At 31.5% G+C, this 23,945-nt stretch carries 19 protein-coding genes, 1 pseudogene and 1 riboswitch; of the genes and pseudogenes, 18 read left to right on the top strand and 2 right to left on the bottom strand.

Annotation, left to right across the window (positions count from 1 at the left end; translation table 11 throughout):
• Positions 1 to 57: 57 nt before the first annotated feature.
• The 9 genes from DYE58_RS07915 to DYE58_RS07955 all read left to right on the top strand — a co-directional run bounded on the left by DYE58_RS07915 (position 58) and on the right by DYE58_RS07955 (position 10,459).
• The gene (locus tag DYE58_RS07915) at positions 58 to 1,008 is read left to right on the top strand and encodes an AEC family transporter (protein ID WP_004821127.1); all 951 of its coding nucleotides are present in this window, start codon (positions 58 to 60) and stop codon (positions 1,006 to 1,008) included.
• 136 nt (positions 1,009 to 1,144) lie between these two features.
• A complete protein-coding gene (locus tag DYE58_RS07920; RefSeq protein ID WP_115312177.1) occupies positions 1,145 to 2,356 on the top strand; it encodes a S1C family serine protease in 1,212 nt (403 codons plus the stop codon).
• A gap of 112 nt (positions 2,357 to 2,468) precedes the next feature.
• Positions 2,469 to 4,106, top strand: a complete 1,638-nt coding sequence (locus DYE58_RS07925; protein WP_004821132.1) for a putative manganese-dependent inorganic diphosphatase — start codon at positions 2,469 to 2,471, stop codon at positions 4,104 to 4,106.
• Between the two features lie 304 nt (positions 4,107 to 4,410).
• A riboswitch (glycine riboswitch) is annotated at positions 4,411 to 4,518 on the top strand.
• A gap of 304 nt (positions 4,519 to 4,822) precedes the next feature.
• Positions 4,823 to 6,235 (top strand): alanine/glycine:cation symporter family protein, encoded by a 1,413-nt coding sequence (locus tag DYE58_RS07930; RefSeq protein ID WP_245946075.1) that lies wholly within the window; start codon positions 4,823 to 4,825, stop codon positions 6,233 to 6,235.
• 210 nt (positions 6,236 to 6,445) lie between these two features.
• Complete coding sequence (locus DYE58_RS07935) at positions 6,446 to 6,709, top strand: YkvA family protein (protein WP_004821139.1); 264 nt, start codon at positions 6,446 to 6,448, stop codon at positions 6,707 to 6,709.
• Positions 6,678 to 7,316, top strand: coding sequence for a DNA-3-methyladenine glycosylase (locus DYE58_RS07940; protein ID WP_050794622.1), 639 nt, complete (start codon positions 6,678 to 6,680; stop codon positions 7,314 to 7,316). The genes DYE58_RS07935 and DYE58_RS07940 overlap by 32 nt, the downstream gene beginning before the upstream one ends.
• A 92-nt stretch (positions 7,317 to 7,408) precedes the next feature.
• A complete protein-coding gene (locus DYE58_RS07945; protein WP_040553355.1) occupies positions 7,409 to 7,651 on the top strand; it encodes a GlsB/YeaQ/YmgE family stress response membrane protein in 243 nt (80 codons plus the stop codon).
• 625 nt (positions 7,652 to 8,276) lie between these two features.
• On the top strand, positions 8,277 to 9,902 hold the full coding sequence (locus tag DYE58_RS07950; RefSeq protein ID WP_004821143.1) for a heavy metal translocating P-type ATPase: 1,626 nt from the start codon (positions 8,277 to 8,279) through the stop codon (positions 9,900 to 9,902).
• A gap of 62 nt (positions 9,903 to 9,964) precedes the next feature.
• Positions 9,965 to 10,459, top strand: a complete 495-nt coding sequence (locus DYE58_RS07955) for a GNAT family N-acetyltransferase (RefSeq protein ID WP_004821145.1) — start codon at positions 9,965 to 9,967, stop codon at positions 10,457 to 10,459.
• A gap of 32 nt (positions 10,460 to 10,491) precedes the next feature.
• Here the strand turns inward: DYE58_RS07955 and mgtE are convergent, their stop codons facing one another.
• On the bottom strand, positions 10,492 to 11,853 hold the full coding sequence (gene mgtE, locus DYE58_RS07960) for a magnesium transporter (RefSeq protein WP_004821148.1): 1,362 nt from the start codon (positions 11,851 to 11,853) through the stop codon (positions 10,492 to 10,494).
• 13 nt (positions 11,854 to 11,866) lie between these two features.
• The gene (locus tag DYE58_RS07965) at positions 11,867 to 13,681 is read right to left on the bottom strand and encodes an ATP-dependent helicase (RefSeq protein ID WP_115312179.1); all 1,815 of its coding nucleotides are present in this window, start codon (positions 13,679 to 13,681) and stop codon (positions 11,867 to 11,869) included.
• A 254-nt stretch (positions 13,682 to 13,935) separates the two neighbouring features.
• On the opposite strand from DYE58_RS07965, the pseudogene DYE58_RS11695 reads away from it, so the two are divergent.
• From DYE58_RS11695 to purB, 9 genes and pseudogenes are all read left to right on the top strand, one after another.
• Positions 13,936 to 14,118 (top strand): annotated as a pseudogene (locus tag DYE58_RS11695) (S-layer homology domain-containing protein); the annotation flags it as partial.
• 18 nt (positions 14,119 to 14,136) lie between these two features.
• A complete protein-coding gene (locus DYE58_RS07975; RefSeq protein ID WP_004821155.1) occupies positions 14,137 to 14,508 on the top strand; it encodes an S-layer homology domain-containing protein in 372 nt (123 codons plus the stop codon).
• Positions 14,509 to 14,647: 139 nt separating this feature from the next.
• Positions 14,648 to 15,199, top strand: coding sequence for a phosphatase PAP2 family protein (locus DYE58_RS07980; RefSeq protein WP_004821157.1), 552 nt, complete (start codon positions 14,648 to 14,650; stop codon positions 15,197 to 15,199).
• A gap of 9 nt (positions 15,200 to 15,208) precedes the next feature.
• The gene (locus DYE58_RS07985; protein ID WP_004821159.1) at positions 15,209 to 16,006 is read left to right on the top strand and encodes a nitroreductase family protein; all 798 of its coding nucleotides are present in this window, start codon (positions 15,209 to 15,211) and stop codon (positions 16,004 to 16,006) included.
• A 207-nt stretch (positions 16,007 to 16,213) separates the two neighbouring features.
• Entirely contained in the window at positions 16,214 to 16,351 is a 138-nt protein-coding gene (locus tag DYE58_RS11065; protein ID WP_004821160.1) for a hypothetical protein, read from the top strand.
• Positions 16,352 to 16,397: 46 nt separating this feature from the next.
• Complete coding sequence (gene purC, locus DYE58_RS07990; RefSeq protein WP_004821161.1) at positions 16,398 to 17,096, top strand: phosphoribosylaminoimidazolesuccinocarboxamide synthase; 699 nt, start codon at positions 16,398 to 16,400, stop codon at positions 17,094 to 17,096.
• Entirely contained in the window at positions 17,096 to 18,445 is a 1,350-nt protein-coding gene (gene purF / locus DYE58_RS07995; RefSeq protein ID WP_004821164.1) for an amidophosphoribosyltransferase, read from the top strand. The genes purC and purF overlap by 1 nt, the downstream gene beginning before the upstream one ends.
• A 14-nt stretch (positions 18,446 to 18,459) precedes the next feature.
• Positions 18,460 to 22,137 (top strand): phosphoribosylformylglycinamidine synthase, encoded by a 3,678-nt coding sequence (locus DYE58_RS08000; RefSeq protein WP_115312180.1) that lies wholly within the window; start codon positions 18,460 to 18,462, stop codon positions 22,135 to 22,137.
• Positions 22,137 to 23,564: an adenylosuccinate lyase gene (gene purB / locus DYE58_RS08005; protein ID WP_004821176.1), complete on the top strand. Its 1,428-nt coding sequence runs from the start codon at positions 22,137 to 22,139 to the stop codon at positions 23,562 to 23,564. The genes DYE58_RS08000 and purB overlap by 1 nt, the downstream gene beginning before the upstream one ends.
• Positions 23,565 to 23,945: the final 381 nt, after the last annotated feature.

A 23,945-nucleotide genomic window follows, 5' to 3' on the forward strand; every position in this document is an offset into this window, starting at 1 on the left:
TGTCAAGAATTGTATAATTTAAAGTGTACAGTTACAAAATATGAAAGAGGGAATTTAATGTTAGCTTTTTTTACTTCGGTTGTGAGTATAATGCCAATAATTTTTTTAATTATTATAGGATATTTGATGCAGAAGTTTGGTTGGTTTGAAAATTCATTTTCAAATAACATATCTAAATTGATTATGAATGTGGCCTTGCCAGCGTCTGTTTTTGTATCAGTTTTAAAATATCTGACGGTGGAACTTTTAATAGACTTATCAAATGGTTTTATCTATACAGTGTTGGCAGTAATACTTTGTTTTGTAACAGGATATATACTTTCAAAATTTTTAAAGGTGAGGGTTGGAAGAAGAGGAGCTTTTATAAATATGTTTGCAATTTCAAACACAATATTTATAGGATTGCCTTTAAATATGGCTTTGTTTGGAGAAAAAGGACTTCCCTATTTTTTGATATATTACATAACCAACACAATTGCAACTTGGACAATAGGAGTTATACTAATCGCCAATGACACACCGGAAAAGAAAGTTAATTCTAAGATACAGTGGAAAAAGTTAATACCAATTCCATTTACAGGATTTATTTTTGGGACAATATTTTTGATATTTAAAATTCCAGTTCCAGCAACAATAAATTCAACTTTAACTTATCTAGGGAATATGGTAACTCCTCTTTCTTTGTTATACATAGGTATAATATCAGCTAAGTCAGATTTTAAAAGTGTAAAATTTGACAGAGATACATTTGTTGGATTGTTGGGAAGATTTTTGATAGCTCCATTGATAATGTATTTAGTGGCTAAGTTAGTGGGTATTTTAGGAATGAGAATATCCGGAATGGAATATCAAATATACATGGTTCAATCGTCCACAGCTGGAGCGGCGGTAACTCCTATTTTAGTAAATGAAGCTAAAGGTGATGTTGAGTATGCTACGGGTATAATAACCATTAGTATGTTGATTTGCATATTTGTAGTTCCACTTATAGCTACTCTTGTAATGTAAATCAGTGCATACAGATTTTAATTTTATATGGTGATGAGTAATAAAAATTGTATTTTATTTTGACATTTCGTTACTTTTTATTCACCTGTTCTTCACAAAATATAATTATTATTAATTAAAAGCAAGGGGGGAAAATATGGAAGAAAATAATTACAGCTATCCTAATAGGAGAAATAGAAAAAAGAATAGTAATAATATAGTAGTAATTGCTCTTCTATGTGCAATTATAGGTGGAATCATAGGTTCTGCAATATCTTATGCGGTGATGAGAGAACAAGCTTCAATGCCTGCTATTTCAGAACAAGATTCTAAAAAAATAGTTATAAATGCTAAAGATTCTTCTACAATTGCTTCAGCTGTTGCTGAAAAGGCAATGCCATCAGTAGTTGGAATCACAACCAAGGGTGTAGTTGAAACTTGGATGGGTCAAGCTCAAGTTGGCGGAACCGGTTCAGGGATTGTAGTTGATAAACAAGGATATATTCTAACTAATGCACACGTTGTAAAACTAAGTGGTCAAACAATAGAAAAGCCGAGCGTACAATTGTATGATGGAACTACAGTTGAAGGTAAGACAGTATGGGTTGACTCAACTATAGATATAGCAATAGTAAAAATTGAACCAAAGACAGAACTTATTCCTGCTGAGCTTGGAAATTCAGATGATTTAAAAATTGGACAAGCGGCAATTGCAATCGGAAATCCTCTTGATTTGGCATTCCAAAGAAGTGTTACACAAGGTATAATATCAGGCTTAAATAGATATGTTGGTCAAGTTTCAGGCGGAGGATATATGAATGGTCTAATTCAAACTGACGCTTCAATAAATGGTGGTAACTCAGGTGGACCGTTACTTGATTCAGAGGGAAGAGTAATAGGGATAAATACAGTAAAAGTTTCAACAGCCGAAGGACTTGGTTTTGCAATTCCTATCAATAGCGTAAAGACAATATTGGAAGAAGTAATAAAGACAGGAGATTATAAAGTTGTATCTCTAGGTGTTCAAACTATGGATATGACATTGGCTAAGAGATACTATAATTTAAATACTAACTTAGATTCAGGTGTTTTAATTATGGACGTTATGAAGGGAACTCCTGCTGAAGCTTCAGGATTGCAAAAGAGCGATGTAATACTAAAAATAGGAGATACAAAAATCGAAGGAGTGGATTCACTAAAGGCAACTCTATATAAATACAAAGTTGGAGATACAGCTAAGTTAAACATATTGAGAAACGGTAAGACTGTAGATATAGATGTTAAATTTAATGAATATTCTATTTCAGACGATGAAAACACACAAAAAGATAACAGATTTATTTTGCCGGACAATGAACAAAATAGTTGATAATTGACAAATGTGATATTATTTTGTATAGTTATTTGACAATAGAGTAAGAGGCCTACATACGCAAAAAGACGTTGTAGGCTATTTTATTTGTAAATTAGAATGGAGAATTATGAAAGACAAATATTATGTTACAGGGCATAAAAATCCCGATACAGATTCAATATGTGCTGCAATAGCTTATGCAGAATTAAAGAGAAAGAAGACCGGATTTGATGTTGAGGCTATAAGACTTGGTGAATTAAATCAAGAAACTAAATTTGTATTAGATTATTTTGGCGTGAAACCGCCAAGACTAAAAGACAGTATAAAAGCTCAAGTTAAAGATTTGGAAATGGACAAGGCGTACTGTGTTTCGGAAAATATATCTCTATATAAGGCGTTACAACTTATTCAAGAAAACGGAGTGAATTCACTACCGGTAACAGACCAAGACGAAAGACTGGTCGGAATTGCAAGTTTATCGAATATAACTATGTCATACATGGACGTTTGGGACGATTCAATTTTGGGAAGAAGCAACACTTCTTATCAAAATATAATTGAAGTTTTGGCTGGAAAATTTATATATCAACCTGAAATTTTCAAAGCTATAGATGGCAAGATAACCGTTTATGCAATGTCGCCAATGCATATAGGAGATAAAATCTCTAAGGGAGATATTATAATACTTGGGGACAGAAAAGATGCTCAATTAGATGCAATGGACAGAGATGTCAGTCTGATAATTGTCACAGGTGGCTTTAAAGTAGATGATGAGGTAGTTGAAAAGGCAAAATTAACTGGCACAACAATAATATCAACTAATTATAATACATTTATGGCTGGTAGGTTATTACCACAAGCTGTGCCAATATCACATGTGATGAGTAACAAAGACTTAGTTACTTTTGATTTGGAAGATACCGTTGAAGAAGCTAAGAAAATTATGGGGATGAGTAGATTTCGCTCATATCCCGTATTAGATAATAAGAAGAGGGTTATAGGTTCGATAGGAAGATTTCATCTTATTTCAAGCGATAAAAAACAATTGATTTTAGTTGACCACAATGAAAAAAATCAATCCATAGATGATATCGATTCAGCTGTGATTAGAGAAATCATAGACCATCATAGAGTTGCAAACATTGCGACAGATGAGCCGGTGTATTTTAGAAATGAGCCTGTGGGTTCAACTTGCACAATTGTAGCAGAGATGTATTATGAAGCTGGAATTATGCCTTCAAGAGAGATAGCTGGAATTTTAAGTGCAGCAATAATTTCTGACACACTTTTGTTTAAATCACCAACAGCTACGGAAACTGATAAGAGAATTCTGGAGAGACTTTCAAAAGTTACAGGAATAGACCATGAAGAGTTTGCGATGGAGATGTTCAGAGAGGGAACTAAGCTTGAAAATAAATCAATGTCTGATTTAGTAAATGGCGATGTGAAAAAATTTGTGGTAGAAGATGAAAATATACGTGTTTGTCAAATATTTACTATGAATTTGGATAGTCTAAATAGTATAGAAGAAGGACTAAAGGAAAAGATGGAAGAAGTCAGAGTTGCAAATGGAGAGTCAACTTTTGTAATGATGCTCACAGATATATTTAAAGAAATTTCTGAAGTGATAGTGGTTGGAGAATATATAGAGAGCATAAAAAATGTGTTTGGTGTAAATTCTCCTTCAAATTCATTTAAAGTTCCTGGATTATTGTCAAGAAAGAAACAATTAATACCAAGCATAACAAGCGCAATTCAAAAATAAAAATAACAACTTAGCATAATTAAAAAACATAAGGGGATGACAAAGTAACTAATTATAATTAATAGTTAGTAAATAAAATAATAAATATTACGTAAAAACATATTGATGAAATAAGTCATTGATATGTTTTTTATTTTTTTAATGTATACTTTTGAGGATTTTTAGAAAAATTTATTGACATTTAGTTTGTGTGGGTGTAATCTTTAAGGGCAGCAATGAAATGAAGTTTGCAGGAAAGTGGTTTTTAACCTACCGAAGGAGTAAAACTCTCAGGTGTCTTATTTTAAGATGAAAACTGTAAATGGATCATTACTCTGGAGAAGTCTTACCATGGATTTAGGTAAGATGCCGAAGGTGCAACACAGCTTATAAACTGTGAAATCTCTCAGGCAAAAGGGACAGAGATGCGGAAATATAATATTTTGAATTTATTTTAAATTATAGTGTCTTTTTGTGTGAACAAATGGGTTTATTTGTTTTACTTTTTAAAAAGATATAGTTTAAAATGAAAATATTAAAGTTTTACTTATTAGGTATTACTTATTATTTATTATTATCCACATAACCATTTTGACTTTGAGACCGTATTTTATGGTCTTTTTTTGTTTTAATGCAATAATTTACCATTTATTTACGGTTTTTTAGTCCATTTATTTTTCCATAAACTAAATAAATTCCAATCTGTTGCTGCAGAAAGGACTTATAAGATGTTGAATATGATTAATAATTTTTTGGTAAGAGTGAACGATATTGTTTGGGGAATTCCTCTGATGATTTTGATTTTATCCGGTGGTATATTTTTAACTTTAAGGTTAAAGGGTCTACAAATTCACAAATTACCATTGGCTTTAAAATGGCTGTATCACAATGAAGATGGAGCTAAAGGTGAGGTATCAAGTTTTGCAGCACTATGTACTGCTTTGTCTGCAACAATAGGGACAGGAAATATTGTAGGAGTTGCAACTGCTATTTCTACAGGCGGACCGGGAGCTTTATTTTGGATGGAAATTGCTGCATTTTTTGGTATGGCTACAAAGTATGCAGAAGGATTGCTTGCAATTAAGTACAGAACTGTTGCAGAAGACGGACATAGTTTAGGAGGGCCATTCTACTATATAGAAAAGGGAATGGGAGAAAAATGGAAATGGTTAGCGAAGTCATTTGCATTTTTTGGAGTGTGTGTTGGACTATTTGGGATAGGTACTTTTAGTCAAGTCAATGGGATTGCAAGTGCTGTTCAAGGATTATTTGACCCTAACTATATCCATACTGTAGCTTTGCCATGGCTTGGAAAGTATTCTATAGCTGTTGTTATTTCGTCACTTATCTTAACTTTTTGTGTTTCAGCGGTATTGGTTGGAGGACTTAAGCGTATAGTAAATGTCAGCCAAATTATAGTTCCATTTATGGCTGTAATATATATAGTTTTTGCAATTTTACTTATGATATTTAATTATAAAGAGATACCTGCGGCAGTTGTTTTAATAGTTAAGTCAGCTTTTGAGCCAACTGCATTAGCAGGAGGAGTTATAGGAACAATGATTGTGGCAATGCAAAAGGGTATTGCAAGAGGTATTTTTTCAAACGAAGCTGGTCTAGGTTCAGCACCTATTGCAGCTGCAGCAGCGCAAACAAATGAACCGGTTCGTCAGGGACTTGTAAGTATGACTGGAACTTTTATCGACACAATATGTATATGCACTATGACAGGATTAGCTATTGTATTAACAGGGGCATGGCAAGTTGAAGGTATAGAAGGTGTTCAGATTACAACTTATGCATTCCAAAATGGATTACCATTCTCACCTGTTTTTTCAAATGTAGTTTTAGTAATGTGCCTTATTTTCTTCGCTTTTACAACTATTCTTGGCTGGGATTACTATAGCGAAAGATGCTTAGAATATTTAACACATGGCAATAATAAAGTAATTATAAGCTATCGATATTTATATATTTTGGCAATTTTTATTGGACCATATATGACTGTAAGTGCAGTTTGGACTATAGCAGATATTTTTAATGGGCTTATGGCAATTCCAAATATGATTGCTATTTTTTCATTAAGTGGTGTGATAGCAAAAGAAACAATAGATTTCTTTGAAGATGAGAAGCATATTGGCATAGACTAAATCATTTATAATTTAAAGTTTGTATAAAAAGTTATAAGATTATAATTTATTGGGTAATAGTTATACAGATGATTTAAAGGAGCTGATATTATAGATATTTCAAAGATTTTCAATAATCTAAAAGGTAAATCTACTGCTATATATAATGACAAAAACAGATTTGTAAAGCTTGTAAAAAATGCAACTGAAAAATCTAAAAACAATCAAAATTTGTCAGTAATTAAAAAAGAATTAGTTCTTGTATTAAATCTGACTAAAGATTTTATAGCTGGAAGATATAAAGGTGTTAGTAAAAAATCTATGATAATGGTTATAGCAGCGCTTATATATTTAGTAAATCCCATGGACATAGTACCTGATATGGTGCTTGGAATTGGTCTGTTAGATGATATAAGTGTGTTCACTTATCTTATGACTAAAATAAAATCGGAAATAGATAAATATGAAGAATGGGCACTCAACAATCAACACTGATAATGTACTAAAAAGAAATTTTTACCAGAGAGACACACTAATGGTTGCAAGAGAGTTGCTTGGAAAATATTTAATCAGTGAAAGAGATGATGATATTTTAATTGCCAAAATAGTTGAAGTTGAGGCTTATTTAGGATATGAAGACAAAGCAGCTCATACTTATGGTGGGAGGAGAACTCAAAGGACAGAAGTGATGTATGGAAGCGCAGGACTTGCATATGTATATTTCACATATGGTATGCACAATTTATTAAATGTGGTAACCAGAGAGAAATCCATAGGAGAGGCTGTTCTAATAAGAGCGGTTGAACCTATTTCTGAGTTTGATAATTTTTCAATGAGAAGATTTGGTAAAAACTACGCAGAATTGAATTCTTATCAGAAGAAAAATATAACAAATGGACCTGCAAAGCTTACAAAGGCAATGGGAATTGATTTAACTTATAACGGACTAGATATGACTATTGGAGAAAAGTTATATATCGTAGAGGGAGAAAGTGAATTTAAAATTACTTCTTCAAAGAGAATTGGTATAGATTATGCTGAAGAAGCAATAGACTACTTATATAGGTTCTATATTGAAAGCAATAAATATGTTTCAAAGTAGATAATATTTTGAAACTGTTTAGTTTTTATTAAAATAGGTATATATAATATATAAGTTTTATAATATGGTTGAAGAAGAAAGGAAGTACAATTATGATAGCTTGGTTAATTTTAGGGGCTTTATCCGGTTGGATAGCTAGTAGAATAATGAAACGTGATGAACAAATGGGAGCTATAGCAAATATAGTTGTAGGTGTAATAGGGGCTTTTATTGGAGGTTTCTTAGGTACTAGATTACTTGGGGTTGATGTAACAGGACTTAATATTAGTTCAATCTTGCTGTCAGTTTTAGGAGCAGTTATATTGTTAGCTATTTTAGGCGGCATTAGAAAATAAGATATAAATTTTAAATCCTACCGAGGAAAGATAAACTTATCTATTTGAAATATGATAGAAAATTTATCCTACTTGTGTAGGATTTTTTGTTTTAAAAATTTAAATTGATATTGACTATCGAATAACAAAAAGTTAAAATGAAAATATAATATATGAATAAATTTTCATAAGTTCATAGGAGGCGGTTATGGAAAAGAATCTTGAATATAGATTGCGTTTGAAAGGTTTAAACTGTGCAAATTGTGCTGCAAAAATAGAAGGCAAGACAAAAAATATAGTTGGAGTGGAGGAAGCTGATTTTAATCTTTCAAATGAAATATTTACTCTAAAAATAAAAGAAAATGTGGACAGAATTAAACTTGCAAAAAAAGTAAAACAAATAGTAGATGAAACAGAACCGGGTGTTGAAACTTTGAGCATAGATGAAGATGTTGAAGATGAAAAAAGTTATGTAGAACTTTTAAAACATATTTTGATTTTATTTGGACTAATATTAAATATAAATATTGAGCACAAATATAAATTGATAGTATTTTTATTTTTATACATATTAGCCGGATATGAAGTAATCTTTTCAGCAATAAAGAAAATAAAAAATGGAGATTTTCTAGATGAAGAATTTTTAATGAGTGTTGCTTCATTAGGAGCACTTGTTATAGGAGAATATCCTGAAGCGATAGCAGTTATGTTGTTTTACAATGTGGGTGAATTATTCCAAGATAGAGCAGTGGATAAATCAAGAAATTCAATTAAATCAGCATTAGAATTAAAACCTGAGTATGCGAACATTGAAGTAAATGGAAATATTGTAAAAGTTAGACCGGAAGAAATAACTGTTGGAGATTCTATAATTGTAAAACCGGGTGAAAAAATTCCTTTAGATGGAAAAATTGTAGAAGGGAGTTCAAATCTTGACACATCTATGATTTCAGGAGAGTCTTTACCAAGGTTTGTAGAAGAGGGTGATATTGTTGTGTCAGGTTGTGTAAACACTACATCACTATTGAAGATAAGAGTGACTTCAAACTATGATAACACTACAATTTCCAAAATAGTTGATATGGTAGAAAATGCTTCTGCAAGAAAGAGTACTACTGAAAGATTGATTACGAGATTTTCAAAAATTTATACTCCAATGGTCGTAGGAATAGCTACTCTAATGGCATTATCGCCGGTAACGGGAATATTGGAGTGGAAAGATGCACTATTTAGAGCCTGCACATTTTTAGTAGTTTCTTGTCCGTGTGCATTTGTACTTTCAGTACCGCTTGGTGTTTTTGCAGGAATAGGTTCAGCGTCAAGAGAGGGGATTTTTGTAAAAGGTGGAAATTATCTTGAAGCTCTAGCGGATATAAAAGAGTTGTTTTTCGATAAGACAGGAACTCTTACTAAAGGTAAATTTAGCGTTGTGAAAGTTGTTGGAATAAATGTCGATGAAAATGAAGTTTTAAAATTTGCATATTCTGCTGAGAGAAATTCAAATCACCCTGTAGCCACAGCTATAAATTCTTATTACAGGGGAGATACATTGGAAATTGAAAACCTAGATGAAATTGCGGGCTATGGGATTAAATATGAGTATGATAAAAAAAGAGTTTTAGTTGGCAGTGACAAACTTTTAAAGAAATACAATATTGAACACGAAAATTTTGAAGAAAATGGCGTGGTTGTATATGTCGCTAGAGAAGATGAACTCTTGGGATATGTAGTTGTAGAAGATACATTGAAGAATAATATTTTAGAGGATTTAAAAGCTTTAAAGAAGAAAGGAATAAAACTTACGCTTTTATCCGGAGATAAAAATAAAAATGTAAAGAGAGTTGCAGAAGAGCTTGGAATCGAAAATTTCCACGGAGAATTGTTACCGGCTGATAAGGTTAGAATTCTTGAAGATAGCATAAAGAATGCTAAAGGTAAAGTGGCATTTGTTGGAGATGGAGTAAATGATGCGCCGGTGCTTGCAAGGGCAGACATAGGAATGGCGATGGGAACTATAGGCTCTGATATTGCAATAGAGTCAGCAGATGTAGTTATAATGACAGATGAGATTTCAAAGATACTAAAGGGAATGAAAATTTCAAACAAGACAAACAATATAGTAAAACAAAATATTAGTTTTGCATTAATTGTCAAATTTATAGTTTTAGTGCTTGGTTTTTTTGGAGTTGCAAGTATGTGGGCGGCAGTTTTTGCAGATGTAGGAGTTACGATAATTGCAATTTTTAATTCAATGAGAGCTTTGAATTCATAGATTTTACTTTTTAATCAAGACATTGTATAGTTATTAGGAAGTAATTAAACATAGGAGAGTTTATGGAATATAGAAAAGCAAAAGTTGATGAAATTGATTTATTAAATGAAATGTATAAAGCTGGTTCTGAGCTTTTAAAAGAGCGAGGGATAGACCAATGGCAAGGTGTAAATTTACCAAAGGCATCAATGGATAACATAGGTGCAATATATGTCTTAGAAGACGATGGAGAAATAGTTTCAACAGCGCTCCACGTGGAGCACGACTCAGATTATGATAAAATCTATGATGGAGAGTGGATAGGAAATGAAAATTACTATGCAATTCACAGAGTGACTACAAAGTCTTCAAAAAGTGGAAAAGGCTATACGAACAAAATGTTCAATGAAATAGAAAAGTTGGCATTAGAAAATGGAAAAGAGTCGGTTAGAGTGGACACACATTCAGATAATATATCTATGCAAAAGATTTTAGCTAAGAGTGGATACACTAAATGTGGAAAAGTCTATCTATATAATGGAGTTCCAAGACTTGCATATGAAAAACTTATAAAGTAGAAATTCCCCTGTGATAAGGGGAATTTTTAATCTCATATTAATTTGTTTAAGAATACAGACGCAAGACCTAAGAATATAAAGAATCCACAAGTATCTGTAAAAGTTGTTAAAAATATTGATGAGGCAACAGCCGGGTCAATATTTACCTTATCTAAGATAAGAGGGATTAAAAATCCTGTTATTCCGGCTAATATTATGTTTAAAATCATTGAAAAAAACATAATTACGCCAAGGAAAGGATTTGAGTACATAATTGCCAATATTACACCGGCACCTACACCTATTATGGCACCGTTTAAAAGTCCTAACCCTATCTCTTTAAAGATAAGACGCCAATCCTTAATTAAGTCCATATCACCTCTTGCCAAAGAAGTCAGTACAATTGCAAGAGTTTGATTTCCAGCATTTCCACCCATGCCGGTAACAATTGGCATTGCCGCTGAAAGTGCTACAACTGCTTCAATGGTATCTGAGAACATCCCAACTACAGAAGCCGCCAAAAATGCTGTAAATAAATTTACAATAAGCCAGGGAATTCTGTTTTTAAAACTTTCAAAGAATTCAGAGTCAAATTCTTCGTCTTGGCTTACACCCCCCATAGCAAGGATATCTTCAGTGTACTCTTGGTCTATGACAGAAACTATGTCATCGGCAGTGATTACACCCAAAACGGCCATACTATGGTTAACTACGGGTAAAATTTCCAAATCGTATTTTGTAATCATATTTGAAGCTTCTTCTTGATCGTCAGTTGCAAAAACATAGAAGGGAAAATCTTCAAGTAATTCTTTTAATAGAGTGGTATCATCTGCTACCAACAGTTGCCTTAAATCGACAATGCCTTGTAATTTATGGAGCTTATCAGTTATCAAAAGATAGTCTATTATTTCGGTAATGGGGGCAATTTCTTTAATTTTTATAATTGCTTGTCTAACAGTTAAATTTTCTTTTAATGCAATAAACTCAGTGGTCATGATACCACCGCAACTTTCTGCATCAAATGAAAGTATCATCTTCAAAATATCAGAATCAGAATCTTTCATATATCTTAAAAGTTCTTTTCTACGTGAAGTAGAAAGAAAACCCAATAAATCAGCTACATCAGCATTAGTCATGTAAGAGAATATATTTATAAGTTCTGCATTAGTGAAAAAAGGTGTTACAAGTAATTGAAAATCATCCCAACTACTTTCTAAAAGCCCTGCGACATCCTCAAACGGTAGCATCTTAATAAAGGCTTTTACTTGATAATCTTCCATTTCATCAAGTGCCTCACAAATATCGACATAGTGGACTTCTTTACACAAATTTACAGCACCTTCTACATCATTATATGAAACTATATCTTCTATTTTTTTGATAATTTCCTTTTCTATGTCAATATCCATTTCCATAAGATACACCTCCTCAGTATTTTGAAATTTCGTTAATAAATGGTGAACTCATAGCAGGTTTAGAATTATGAGTTTTAGGAGCTAAAAGAAATAGAGATTCTTTAGCACGAGTCATTGCTACATAAAATAATCTACGTTCCTCTTCTGAGTCCAGTTCATTATCGCTTTGATTAGACGGTATTACTCCATCAACTATATCAACGACAAAAACACAATCAAACTCCAATCCTTTTACAGAGTGGATAGTTGAAAGTGTTAAGTTAGATTTTTTGATAGTTGGTTTTGAAAGTAGAGCTTCTAAATGTTTCAACCGACCTATAAGACTTTCTAAATCATCAGAACTTTCGGCTATAAATTTTAAATAGTGAATAAATTCAGCCAAAGAAGAATAACTGAATCCAAACTTATTTGCAAAATCATTTAGATAATTATCATACCCCATTGAGTATAACACATATTCAATTTGTTCATGAATCTTTAGAGATTTAAGTTTTTTAAAGTCATTCATAAGAGAGAATATGTTATCTCTATAATAACTAGGAAGCTCGGGATAATTTATTAAAGACCTTAAAATATTTTTTGAATAACTCTTTTTTAAAAATAAAATATGTTTTTTTGAGATATATCCTTTTATTTTGTAATATATTTCTGAAAATAAATCTATATCATCCATATTATAACTAAATTTTATTATGTTGAGTACATCTCTAACCACAAAATGATTAAAAAATTTCAATCTATTTCCCTTGACGTTAAATTCAACTTTATTTCTTTCAAAATATTCAACCAATCCAAGAGAAGACAGGTTATTTCGATAGATAACGGCATAGGATTTATCAGGCGATTCTACCATTTTCTTTTTGATAAATTTATACTGTTCTTTATTGTTTTGAACTTTAATTATGTTAACCGGACTTATATAGTCATTTACGGTAACTATATTTTTATTAAATCTATTCTTATTATTTCTGATAAATAAATTTGAAGTAGAAACTATATTTTTAGATGAACGGAAATTATATTGTAAGTAGTAGTACTTGACGTCTTTATAAACTTTTTCAATATTTAGTAGATAATTTGGGTTAGATCCTCTAAAAGCATAGATTGACTGGTCATCATCTGCAACGATAAATAAATTATGCTTTGGGGCAGTTAAATATTTTAAAAGTTCAAATTGAGATATAGAAGTATCCTGTCCCTCATCAAGTTGAATATATTTATACATATTTTTATATTTATTTCTAATATTGACTTCTGACTTTAGGACATCTAAAGCTTTTACAACCATATCGTCAAAGTCGATTAAATTATTTTCATCTTTATATTTTTCATAGGCATTATAAATTTTTGTGAAGTTTATAATTTTTGCACTTTTATCAGTTGGAATTTCTAAAGAATTTTTAAAGTAAGAAATTTTAGAAATAATTTGTTCAAGTGTTTCTTCACCGACATTTTTATGGTTGATTTGAAAATATATTTTACGAAGTATTTCATATTTTCCAGAAGAAGTTTCATCTATCAAGAGCATATCTCTACCTTTTAATCTATAGTAATCACGAATTATTCTATAAGCATGAGCGTGGATGGTAGAGAAGTGAGGCTTAGAAGAAGTTTTTATATCCATTTCTTCAAATCTTTTTTTCATATCCATTTGAGAAGCTTTAGAGAAAGTTATTGTTAAAATTTCAGATGGATTCACACCTAAATCTACAAGTTTTAAAATTCTGTGTAAAAGCATTGTTGTTTTTCCGGAACCTGGCACAGCAAGGGTAAGAGCAGGGCCTGTCGTATGTTCAATGGCTTTAATTTGTTCTGAAGATAATTGCAACTCTACACCCCCTTTGTATTAATTGTAATATAAATTTGTCAAAAATTAAAGAAATAAGGGACTTTAATTGGTTTTTGATAAAAGAATATGAAGTTAAAAGAATATTTTTAAATAAGATAAAATTATTATTTGGAAAATTTTTAAGAATATAGTACAATTTATTCGAGTTAGTTATAAAAAACATTCTATCGATTAAATTACTACATAAAAGTGGAATGGAGGTTTGAGTTGTAAGTTCATTAAAACCGAGTGCAATTTCAAGTAGCAGAGAAGATAAATCAGCTAAATTCGTTTCAAAAGCAAATACTTCAACTGTAGAAAGTAAATTTAATGACCTAAAGGGGCATTGGGCAGAAGACAAAGTCAATTATTTAGTTAGCAAAGGTTACTTTAAAGGCATAAATGAAAATAATTTTAGTCCTGATAATCCAATAAAAGGAACTGAATTTATAACAGTGCTTGGACGTATAGCAAGTGTAAAAGATGAAAATTCAAATGAATATTATAATACACACTTAGCTTGGGCAAACCAAAACAATATATTAAAAGGACTTGAAGATTTTGAAATTAAAGATGATTTGAATAGAGAAGAAATGGCTTTAATTTTAGATAACTTTGTGAAATTCAAAAGTATGAATTTAAAACCTAACTCATATATTGAATTTAAAGATGAAGATAAGATATCAGATTGGGCAAAAGAGGCGGTTAAGAATTTATCTAGCAAAGGTATATTAAAAGGAATGGAAACCGGAGAATTCAGCCCAAAGACAAACTTTACAAGAGCTCAAGTGGCACAAGTTTTATATACTTTGGACCATTTGAAATAAAACTTATTTCCTAACTTTAGAACTACTCTCAAACATTTAAAGAGAGTAGTTTTAGATTTAATTATTTTAGGAATAGTCAATATATTTAAAAAGACTTTTACATTATGAAGCGTTGTTATATAATTAATTAGAGGTGCCTATGAAGAATCCATTTAAAATGTTTGACAACTTTTTTATAAAGTTGATAAACCAAAAAATGAATAGTAGATACACTAATTTTTTATTTTATCATATAACGAATTTAGGCGGAGCAGTGAGTGTGATATTGATTACTCTCATAATGTTTTTAATCGGTGGTAGAATTAGAGAATTATCTGTAGAAATAATTTTGAGTTTGATTGTATCAACACTATTTGTGCAGATTTTAAAGAGAATTTTTTCAAGAAACAGACCGTACTGGATTTTGGAAAATTTAAATACTTACGGAATTGACCTTTCAGATTATTCATTTCCATCAGGTCATTCAGCTGCAGCCTTTACACTTGGCGTGACTATTGCATTGAATTATCCGGCAATAAAATTAGTTGTATTAATAATTGCAACGCTTATTGCAATTTCAAGGATATATTTAGGAGTACATTACCCCACAGATGTGCTTGCAGGAGTTATAATTGGAATAATTGCCAGTGTAATTGTGCATGATCATATATATCAGGTAGCTATTACATATTTAAGAGGAAAATTTATTTAGGAGGAACTAATGTTAGTAACTAATTTTTTACAAAAGAGAAAATCTGTAAGGGATTTTAAACCAATGAAGGTAGATAAGTACGAACTTGAAATTATAAAAGATGCAATAGAGCAAATTTCAAAAGAAGAAAATGAGCTTCTTAAGTTTCAACTTTTAGAAAATGGTTCAATAGTTTCTGAAGGGTTAAAGGGTAAGGCAGGATATGGCGGAGTTATGATTGAATCTCCACACTATGTGAGTATATCTTCAGAAAAAGAGACATTAGAAAACAAATTAAAAATAGGTTATGCTCTTGAAAAGTTAAATACTAAAATTGTAGATTTAAATATAGATACTTGTTGGATTACAGTTGATGAAGTAGATAAAGACACAATGAAGAGTGTATTTGGAGAAACTGGAGATAAGATAAATTATCTTATAGGTTTTGGATATGGAAAAGCAAAGAAATTTTTCTCCAAAGAAACTACAAGCTCAAGAAACCCTGTAAAAGAAATGGTTTTTGATGGTGAAATTGGAAATCCTATTTCAGCTGAAGTGCTTGAAGAAAGAGGACTATTAGATATATTCTCAACAATTATATATGCTCCAAGTCATAAGAATTTCCAACCATGGAGATTTGTTATAAAAGACTCTGAAGTAGAAATATTTATGGTAAAATCGGATGAAGATTTGAGAAGTTTAATAGATATCGGAGTAATAATGTTCTATTTTGAAGAGCTTGCAAGAGAAAAGAGTTTGGAAGGAAAATGGAATTTAAATATTCATGAAGAAGGAAACTACTTAAAGATAGCGTCTTTTAAATTATAAATTTTAGAATTGAACCGAAGTTTTCGGTTCTTTTTTATATATTTTTTAGCATTAATAAAATTATTGAGAAAAATTTTATAACTAATAATTATTAAAATAGCTAAATTAAGGGGATTGAAGGCTTGTGAAAAAAATAATAATAATATTTTAAAAAAATAAAATTCTATGTTATAATACAAGATGTAATAGATAAAAGGAGAAAACACTATGTCGAATAAGTTTGTAATTGATATTCATAATGTTTTTATGTTGGTTAGCAATATTCTACAAAATGATTTAAAAACAAGCCTAGGAGATAGTGTAAACTTTTCTAAGAAAGCTATAGTTGTAACTAAAAATATCTAACTAAGAGAATCGTTGTGCGATTCTCTATTTTTTTTGGAGAAATGATATGGAAAAAATTTATGAAGGCAAAGCTAAGGAAGTTTATAGTACAGAAAATAATTCTGAGTACATTATCAAGTATAAAGATACTGCAACGGCAGGTAATGGAGAAAAAAGAGCCGACATATTTGGCAAAGGCGAATTAAATCTTGCAATTACAACAGCGATATTTAAGATGTTAGAAGAAAATGGGGTTAAAACTCACTATGTTGAAACTATGGACAACAGACAAATGAAGGTTAAGAAAGTTGAAATTATGCCTTTAGAAGTTATTGTAAGAAATATTTCAGCAGGTTCTTTTGCAAAGAGATATGGAGTTGATGAAGGTATTGTATTTGAAGTTCCAACTTTTGAATTGTCATATAAAAACGATGATTTGGGAGACCCTTTGATGGTTGAAGACCATGCTATAGCATTAGGAATAATTACAAAAGAAGAATACGACTATTTAAAGAGAGAAACTTTAAAAATAAATGATTTATTAAAAGATTTCTTTGGAAAGATAAATTTAAAATTAGTAGATTTTAAAATTGAATATGGTAAAGATGGAAATGGAAATATTTTGTTAGCAGATGAAATAAGCCCTGACACTTGTAGATTGTGGGATAAAGATACTAATCAAAAATATGACAAAGATATTTTCAGAAGAGATTTGGGAGATTTGATAGAAGGTTACAAAGAAGTTTTGAATAGGATAAATGGCTAATGTGTGGAGTAATAGGAATATATTCAAATAAAGAAGTTAGTAAGAAGTTATTCTATGGACTTAATTCACTTCAACATAGGGGACAGGAATCAGCAGGACTATGTGTATTTGATGGCGAAAAAATGCGTTTAGAAAAGAGCATGGGTCTGGTTTACGATATTTTCAGTGAAGAAGTTTTGAATAGGTTGCCGGGGACTATTGGAATAGGACATGTAAGATATTCTACGGCAGGAGGTTCATTTGAATACAATACACAGCCTTTAATCGGATTTACAAAGGGCAAGGAAATATGTTTGGCACATAATGGAAATTTAATAAATCATCAAATCTTAAAGACAAGATTGGAAGAAGATGGAATGATGTTCCAAACTACCATAGATAGTGAAGTAATCTTGTTCTTGATATCAAGATACTATAAAGATGACATCATTGAAGCTATAAAAAAGACAATGGGAATAATTCAAGGGGCTTATTCAATTGTTATGATGTTTGAGGATAAACTGATTGCATTTAGAGATCCAAATGGATTTAGACCTCTTGTGCTTGGAGTTGGTGAAGATGGAGAATGTATAATAGCCTCAGAAAACGCACCACTTGAAATAATTGGGGTATCTGAAAAGAGAGATGTTGAACCGGGTGAAATAATCGTAATTGATAAGAATGGAATAAAATCTAAATTCTATGAAAGTAAAGATAAAAGACACCACTGCATTTTTGAATATGTTTATTTTGCAAGAGATGATGCAACTCTTGATGATATAAACTCATACAATTTCAGAAGGCGATGTGGGGAAATTCTCTCAAGAGAAGCACCGGTTGAAGCTGATTTGATAATTTCAGTACCTGACAGCGGAACTCCGGGAGCGATAGGATATGCTCAAGAAACGGGAATTCCATTTGCAGAGGGACTTGTAAAGAACAGATATATGGGGAGAACTTTCATAAAGCCAACAAATGAAGAAAGAGAAATAAGCGTAAAGATGAAGTTAAATCCACTTGGAACTGTGCTAAAAGGTAAGAGAATAGTTGTCGTGGACGATTCAATTGTAAGGGGAACTACTTCAGCAAATTTAATCAAGAGAATGAAAGAAGCAGGAGCAAAGGAAGTGCATATGAGAATAGTTTCTCCACCAGTTGAGTACCCTTGTTACTATGGCATAGACACTCCGTCGAGAAAGAATTTAATTGCAGCAAATTATTCTATTGAAGAAATTAGAAAAAAAATAGGAGCGGACTCTTTAGCTTTTATCTCAATGGATGGAATGATAGAGGCAAGTTTAAAAGAAAAAGATATATTTTGTAAAGCTTGTTTCAACGGAGATTATCCCGTTGACCCGATACTCATTTGAGGAGGATATAAATCATGAATGAAGATGTAAAAATAATTTATGTCAGAAAGAAAGATGAATTTGATTATGAGTCTGAGGACCTAAAAAAAGAAATTGGAAATTCTTTAAATATACAAGTAGAAAAGTTGAGAATTTATAGAAGATATGATTTGAAAATAGACGAAGAAACTTTAAATTCAATACTGTATACAATTCTCTCAGAAAAACCTGTAGATGAGCTTTACGTTGGAGATGGAGCAAAAGATTTAGAAAATAGTTTTGATAAAGCTATAAGAGTTTCATATCTTCCTGGGCAATTTGACCAAAGGGAACAGGGTTTGTTGGATACAATAGCATTGTTTACAAATGACAATATAATTGCGAAAGTGACTAAGGTGTATGAGTTCACAGGAGTTAGTGAAAAAGAACTTGAGAGAATAGAAAGCATATTGGTAAATCCTGTAGACTCTGAAAGCATAAAATTGGATTATGAATATCAAACTTTAGAAGAAAACTCTAAAGCTAGTGTTGAAAATATTACTTATGATGGATTTATAAATTTCTCAGATGTAGAACTTGATGAATTTTTGAAAAATAAAAATTTAGCTATGAGCTTGGAAGATTTAAAAGTTTTTCAAGAATACTTTAGAAGTGAAAATAGAAATCCAAACGAAACAGAATTGTCGATTATAGACACTTATTGGTCAGACCATTGCAGGCATACTACATTTAATACCGGACTTGATATTGATTTTGAAGAAAAGACTAATTTGGATAGAGAAATTAAAAAATCTTTTGAACACTATTTAAAATTACGTCAAGAATTGAATATTAAAAAGCCGATAAGCTTGATGAGTTTTGGGACCATACTTGCAAAATACTTAAGAAAAAATGGAAAACTTGAAGACCTTGAAGTTAGTTCGGAAATAAATGCTTGTTCAATAAAGATAAAAGTTAAGGTTGAAGTTGACGGAACAGAAGAATTAAGAGATTATCTTTTGATGTTTAAAAATGAAACTCACAACCACCCAACAGAAATAGAGCCAATAGGTGGAGCAAGCACTTGTCTTGGGGGAGCTATAAGAGACCCGCTAAGTGGAAGGGCATTTGTATACCAAGCTATGAGAATAAGTGGGGCAGCTGATCCATTTACATCAGTAGCAGACACTTTAGAAGGAAAGTTGCCACAAAAGAAGATAACCACAGAAGCGGCAAGGGGCTATTCATCATATGGCAATCAAATTGGTTTAGCAACAGGTTATGTAGACGAAATGTACCACAGTGGATATGTTGCTAAGAGACTTGAAGCAGGGGCAGTGATAGCCGCAGCACCTTTAGAAAATGTGAAGAGAATAGAACCTGTAAAAGGCGACTTAGTAATTCTATTGGGAGGAAGAACCGGTAGAGACGGCATAGGTGGAGCAACGGGCTCGTCTAAGTCACACGTTGTATCTTCAATTAAGACAGAGTCAGCTCAAGTACAAAAGGGAAACGCACCAGAAGAGAGAAAAATACAAAGGCTTTTCAGAAGAAGAGAAGCTGCTGAATTAATTAAAAAGTGTAATGATTTTGGAGCAGGCGGAGTCAGTGTTGCAATTGGAGAACTCTCAGATAGCATAGAAATTTATTTAGATAGAGTACCTCTAAAATACGAAGGATTAAAACCGAGAGAAATTGCCATTTCAGAATCACAAGAGAGAATGGCAGTTGTGATTGCACCAGAAGATAGTGAAACTTTTATAAAACTTGCTGAAGAAGAAAACTTGGAAGCTACCCATGTTGCGACAGTTACGGACGATAGAAGAATGGTCATGTTATATAAAGATCAAATTATAGCAGATATGAGTTATGAATTCATCAATTCAACCGGAGCGGAGAGAACTCAAAAGGTTAAAGTTAAGTCTGAAAGCATACCGAACTCTTTAAAGGTTGAAGATAAAAATCCTAAAAATTTAAAAGAATATCTAAGTGATTTAAACATAACTTCAAAAAAGAATTTGATTGAATTATTTGACCAATCTGTTGGAAGAGCAACAATACTTTCTCCGCTTGGTGGAAAAAATCAAACAGTACCAATACAAGCTATGGCTGCTAAAATTCCATCATTTGATGGAGATGTAAAGACAGCGTCACTTATGAGTTACGGATGCAATCCAAAATTATCGGAAGAATCTCAATACTTAGGTGGTTACTATGCTGTAATTGAATCAATTTCAAAATTGATTGCAACTGGAAGCTCAGTTGAAAATATAAGACTTTCTTTTCAAGAGTTTTATGAAAGACTTAGCACTGAAGAATCTTGGTCTAAGCCTTTAAAATCACTGCTTGGAGCACTTGAAAGTTCTGCATTTTTTGAAACGCCTCCAATTGGTGGAAAAGATTCAATGAGTGGTACTTTTGAAGATATAAATGTTCCTCCTACGCTAATTTCATTTGCAGTATCAACAGAAGATGTTGAAAATATAGTTTCACCTGAGTTTAAGAAAAAAGGTAAGTTGGGATTAGTTGAAATTGAATACGATGAAAACTTCAAATTGAATTTAGAGAAGCTAAAAGAAAACTTTGAAAAAATTCATAAAGATATATTGGAAAAAAATATTATCTCAATAAGTGCTGTAACAGCTAAAGGGACTCTTCCTCAAATTTATGAACAAGCTCTTTATAAGACTGGATTTGATATAGAACTTGACGATTTATATTCTCCAAGGTATGGAAGTTTTATAGTTGAATATTTAGAAGACAGAGATTTTATAAAGAATATAGGTGAATTTTCTGAAAAAATAGTTGTAAATGGAATAGAACTTGAGCCAAATGAACTTGAAGAAAGTTACATTCATACTTTAGATAAAATATTTAAGCCTAAGGCAAAAATAGAGTTAAATACAGAAATTGTAAATAAAAAAGTAGAAAAGAGAAGATTAAAATCAAATAGACTAGTAGGAAAAGTAAAAGTTGTAATTCCAGCATTTCCAGGGACAAACAGTGAATGGGATACAAAGAAAGCCTTTGAAAAAGAAGGCGCAGAAGTAGACATACTTTTATTTAGAAATAGAAATACTTCAGACATAAGTGACTCAATAGATGAATTTGCAAGATTGATTAGAAATGCTCAAATTTTAGCAATACCTGGAGGATTTTCAATGGGAGATGAACCGGACGGATCAGGAAAGTTCATAGCAAATGTAATAAGGTCGCCAAAAGTAAAAGAAGCGATAGAGTATATGCTAAAAGAAAATGACGGTTTGATTTTGGGAATATGCAACGGATTCCAAGCTCTTATAAAAACAGGGTTGCTGCCTGACGGAGAAATAAAAGAATTGGGAGAAGATGACCCTACATTGACATTTAATACTGTTGGAAGACATATAGCTTGTCTGGTAGATACAAAAGTTTTGACTACTAATTCACCTTGGTTGAGCACTTTAGAAGAAAATAAATCTTACAAAGTTCCTATCTCACATGGGGAAGGTAGATTGGTAGGTAGTGAAGAATGTGTGAGAAGTTTATTTGAAAATGAGCAAGTTGTGGCAATGTATGAAGATTGTCCAAACGGTTCAGTTTTAAATATAGAATCATTGATTTCTAAAGATGGTAAAATCTTAGGAAAGATGGGTCATTCTGAAAGAGTTGATAGTGACTTGTATAAAAATATAGAAGGCATAGAGTATCAAAATATATTTAGAGCCGGAGTAGAATATTTTAAGGAGAAATAATGGATAGAGAACTTTACAATAGCCCTTTAAACACAAGATACGCAAGTAGAGAAATGAGTCATATTTTTTCAGATATGGAAAAATTTAAAACATTTAGAATCTTGTGGACAGAACTTGCCAAAGCTGAAATGGAACTTGGATTAAATATCTCATCATCTCAAATTAAAGAATTAGAAGAAAATATAGACAATATAGATTTTGAAAAAGCTGCTGAATATGAAAAAGAACTTAGACACGATGTAATGGCTCACGTAAAAGCTTATGGAGACGTGGCAAAGAGTGCAGCGGGGATAATACATCTTGGTGCGACAAGCTGTTATGTAAATGACAACACAGATATAATAGTTATGAGAAAAGCTTTAAAGTTGGTGGCTAAAAAACTGGCTGTATTGATAAAAAATCTATCTGAATTTGCAAAGAAATATAAAGGCTTGCCAACATTAGGATATACACATTACCAACCGGCACAGCTCGTTACAGTGGGCAAGAGAGCAACTCTTTGGATTCAAGATTTCTTAATTGACTTAGAAGAAATTGAATATAGAATAGAAAATCTTAAACTTAGAGGAGTAAAGGGCACAACCGGGACTCAAGCTTCGTTCTTAGAATTATTTGATGGAGATCACGAAAAAGTTAAAGAACTTGAAAAGAAAATAGTGAACTCACTTGGATTTACAAGTGCAATTGCAGTTTCAGGACAGACTTATACAAGAAAAATAGATTTTCAAATTTTACAAGCTCTATCACAAATAGCTCAATCAGCTCATAAAATGACTAATGATATACGACTTTTACAAAATTTAAAAGAAGTAGAAGAACCTTTTGAGAAGAATCAAATAGGTTCTTCTGCAATGGCATATAAGAGAAATCCAATGAGAAGTGAGAGAATAGCATCATTGTCAAAATATGTGATAAACATAGCACAAAATCCTGCAATGGTTGAAGCGACACAATGGTTTGAAAGAACTTTAGACGATTCAGCAAATAAGAGACTTTCAATTCCCGAAGGATTTTTGGCGACAGATGCAATTTTAGATATAGCTATAAATGTTACAAGTGGACTTGTAGTGCATGAAAAAGTTATAGAAAGACACGTTGAACGAGAACTTCCTTTTATGGCAACTGAAAATATATTGATGGAAGCTGTAAAAAGAGGTGGAAATAGACAAGAACTTCATGAAAAAATAAGACAGTACTCCATGATAGCTGCGAGCAGAGTAAAAGATGAAGGGAAAGATAATAACTTATTAGAACTACTTGCAAAAGACAAAGATTTTTCGATTACAGAAGATGACATTAAAAATATTCTAAATCCTGTGAATTATATAGGCAGAAGTGAAAAACAAGTTGAAGAATTTTTAAAAGAGATTGTAAATTTTGCAATATTAGATTATGATACAAAATATAGAGTTAAATTAAAAGTTTAATATCTATGTATATATAATTTTTAAATAAGGGAATGAAAAAAGGTAATTACAAAATGTAGGTAAGATGTTTTTAACAGATTATGTTGGGACTATGGATAGAACATTACTTGAAACAAGTACAGTTACAACTTTATAATCAGGATTTTTCTTGATTTTATTATGTTTATTCTCACCATTTTAAATAGCTACTTCAGAAGAGCTTGTAATGGTTGGATTATTTATTATGTCACCTGTATTGGCAGTAGACAAATATTTTTTATATTGTTGATATTGGATATTATATTCTCTGCAAGAATAATAATGAAAGCATTTTAAAATTAAATATTAAATAGAGGCCTCAGTACAAGCCTCTATTTTTTATATTAAAATGTATAATATAAA

Origin of the sequence: Peptoniphilus indolicus (assembly GCF_900454665.1) — a bacterium.
GTDB lineage: Bacteria > Bacillota > Clostridia > Tissierellales > Peptoniphilaceae > Peptoniphilus > Peptoniphilus indolicus.

Bases quoted from the DNA above. Each gene is read 5' to 3' on its own strand.
- DYE58_RS07925 (WP_004821132.1), top strand. From the start codon at position 2,469: ATGAAAGACAAATATTATGTTACAGGGCATAAAAATCCCGATACAGAT.
- DYE58_RS11065 (WP_004821160.1), top strand. From the start codon at position 16,214: ATGTCGAATAAGTTTGTAATTGATATTCATAATGTTTTTATGTTGGTT.
- DYE58_RS07930 (WP_245946075.1), top strand. From the start codon at position 4,823: ATGATTAATAATTTTTTGGTAAGAGTGAACGATATTGTTTGGGGAATT.
- DYE58_RS07985 (WP_004821159.1), top strand. From the start codon at position 15,209: ATGTTAGTAACTAATTTTTTACAAAAGAGAAAATCTGTAAGGGATTTT.
- DYE58_RS07940 (WP_050794622.1), top strand. From the start codon at position 6,678: ATGAAGAATGGGCACTCAACAATCAACACTGATAATGTACTAAAAAGA.
- DYE58_RS07915 (WP_004821127.1), top strand. From the start codon at position 58: ATGTTAGCTTTTTTTACTTCGGTTGTGAGTATAATGCCAATAATTTTT.
- purB (WP_004821176.1), top strand. From the start codon at position 22,137: ATGGATAGAGAACTTTACAATAGCCCTTTAAACACAAGATACGCAAGT.
- mgtE (WP_004821148.1), bottom strand. From the start codon at position 11,853: ATGGAAATGGATATTGACATAGAAAAGGAAATTATCAAAAAAATAGAA.
- DYE58_RS07980 (WP_004821157.1), top strand. From the start codon at position 14,648: ATGAAGAATCCATTTAAAATGTTTGACAACTTTTTTATAAAGTTGATA.
- DYE58_RS07945 (WP_040553355.1), top strand. From the start codon at position 7,409: ATGATAGCTTGGTTAATTTTAGGGGCTTTATCCGGTTGGATAGCTAGT.
- DYE58_RS07955 (WP_004821145.1), top strand. From the start codon at position 9,965: ATGGAATATAGAAAAGCAAAAGTTGATGAAATTGATTTATTAAATGAA.
- DYE58_RS07920 (WP_115312177.1), top strand. From the start codon at position 1,145: ATGGAAGAAAATAATTACAGCTATCCTAATAGGAGAAATAGAAAAAAG.
- DYE58_RS07950 (WP_004821143.1), top strand. From the start codon at position 8,277: ATGAGTGTTGCTTCATTAGGAGCACTTGTTATAGGAGAATATCCTGAA.
- purF (WP_004821164.1), top strand. From the start codon at position 17,096: ATGTGTGGAGTAATAGGAATATATTCAAATAAAGAAGTTAGTAAGAAG.
- DYE58_RS08000 (WP_115312180.1), top strand. From the start codon at position 18,460: ATGAATGAAGATGTAAAAATAATTTATGTCAGAAAGAAAGATGAATTT.
- purC (WP_004821161.1), top strand. From the start codon at position 16,398: ATGGAAAAAATTTATGAAGGCAAAGCTAAGGAAGTTTATAGTACAGAA.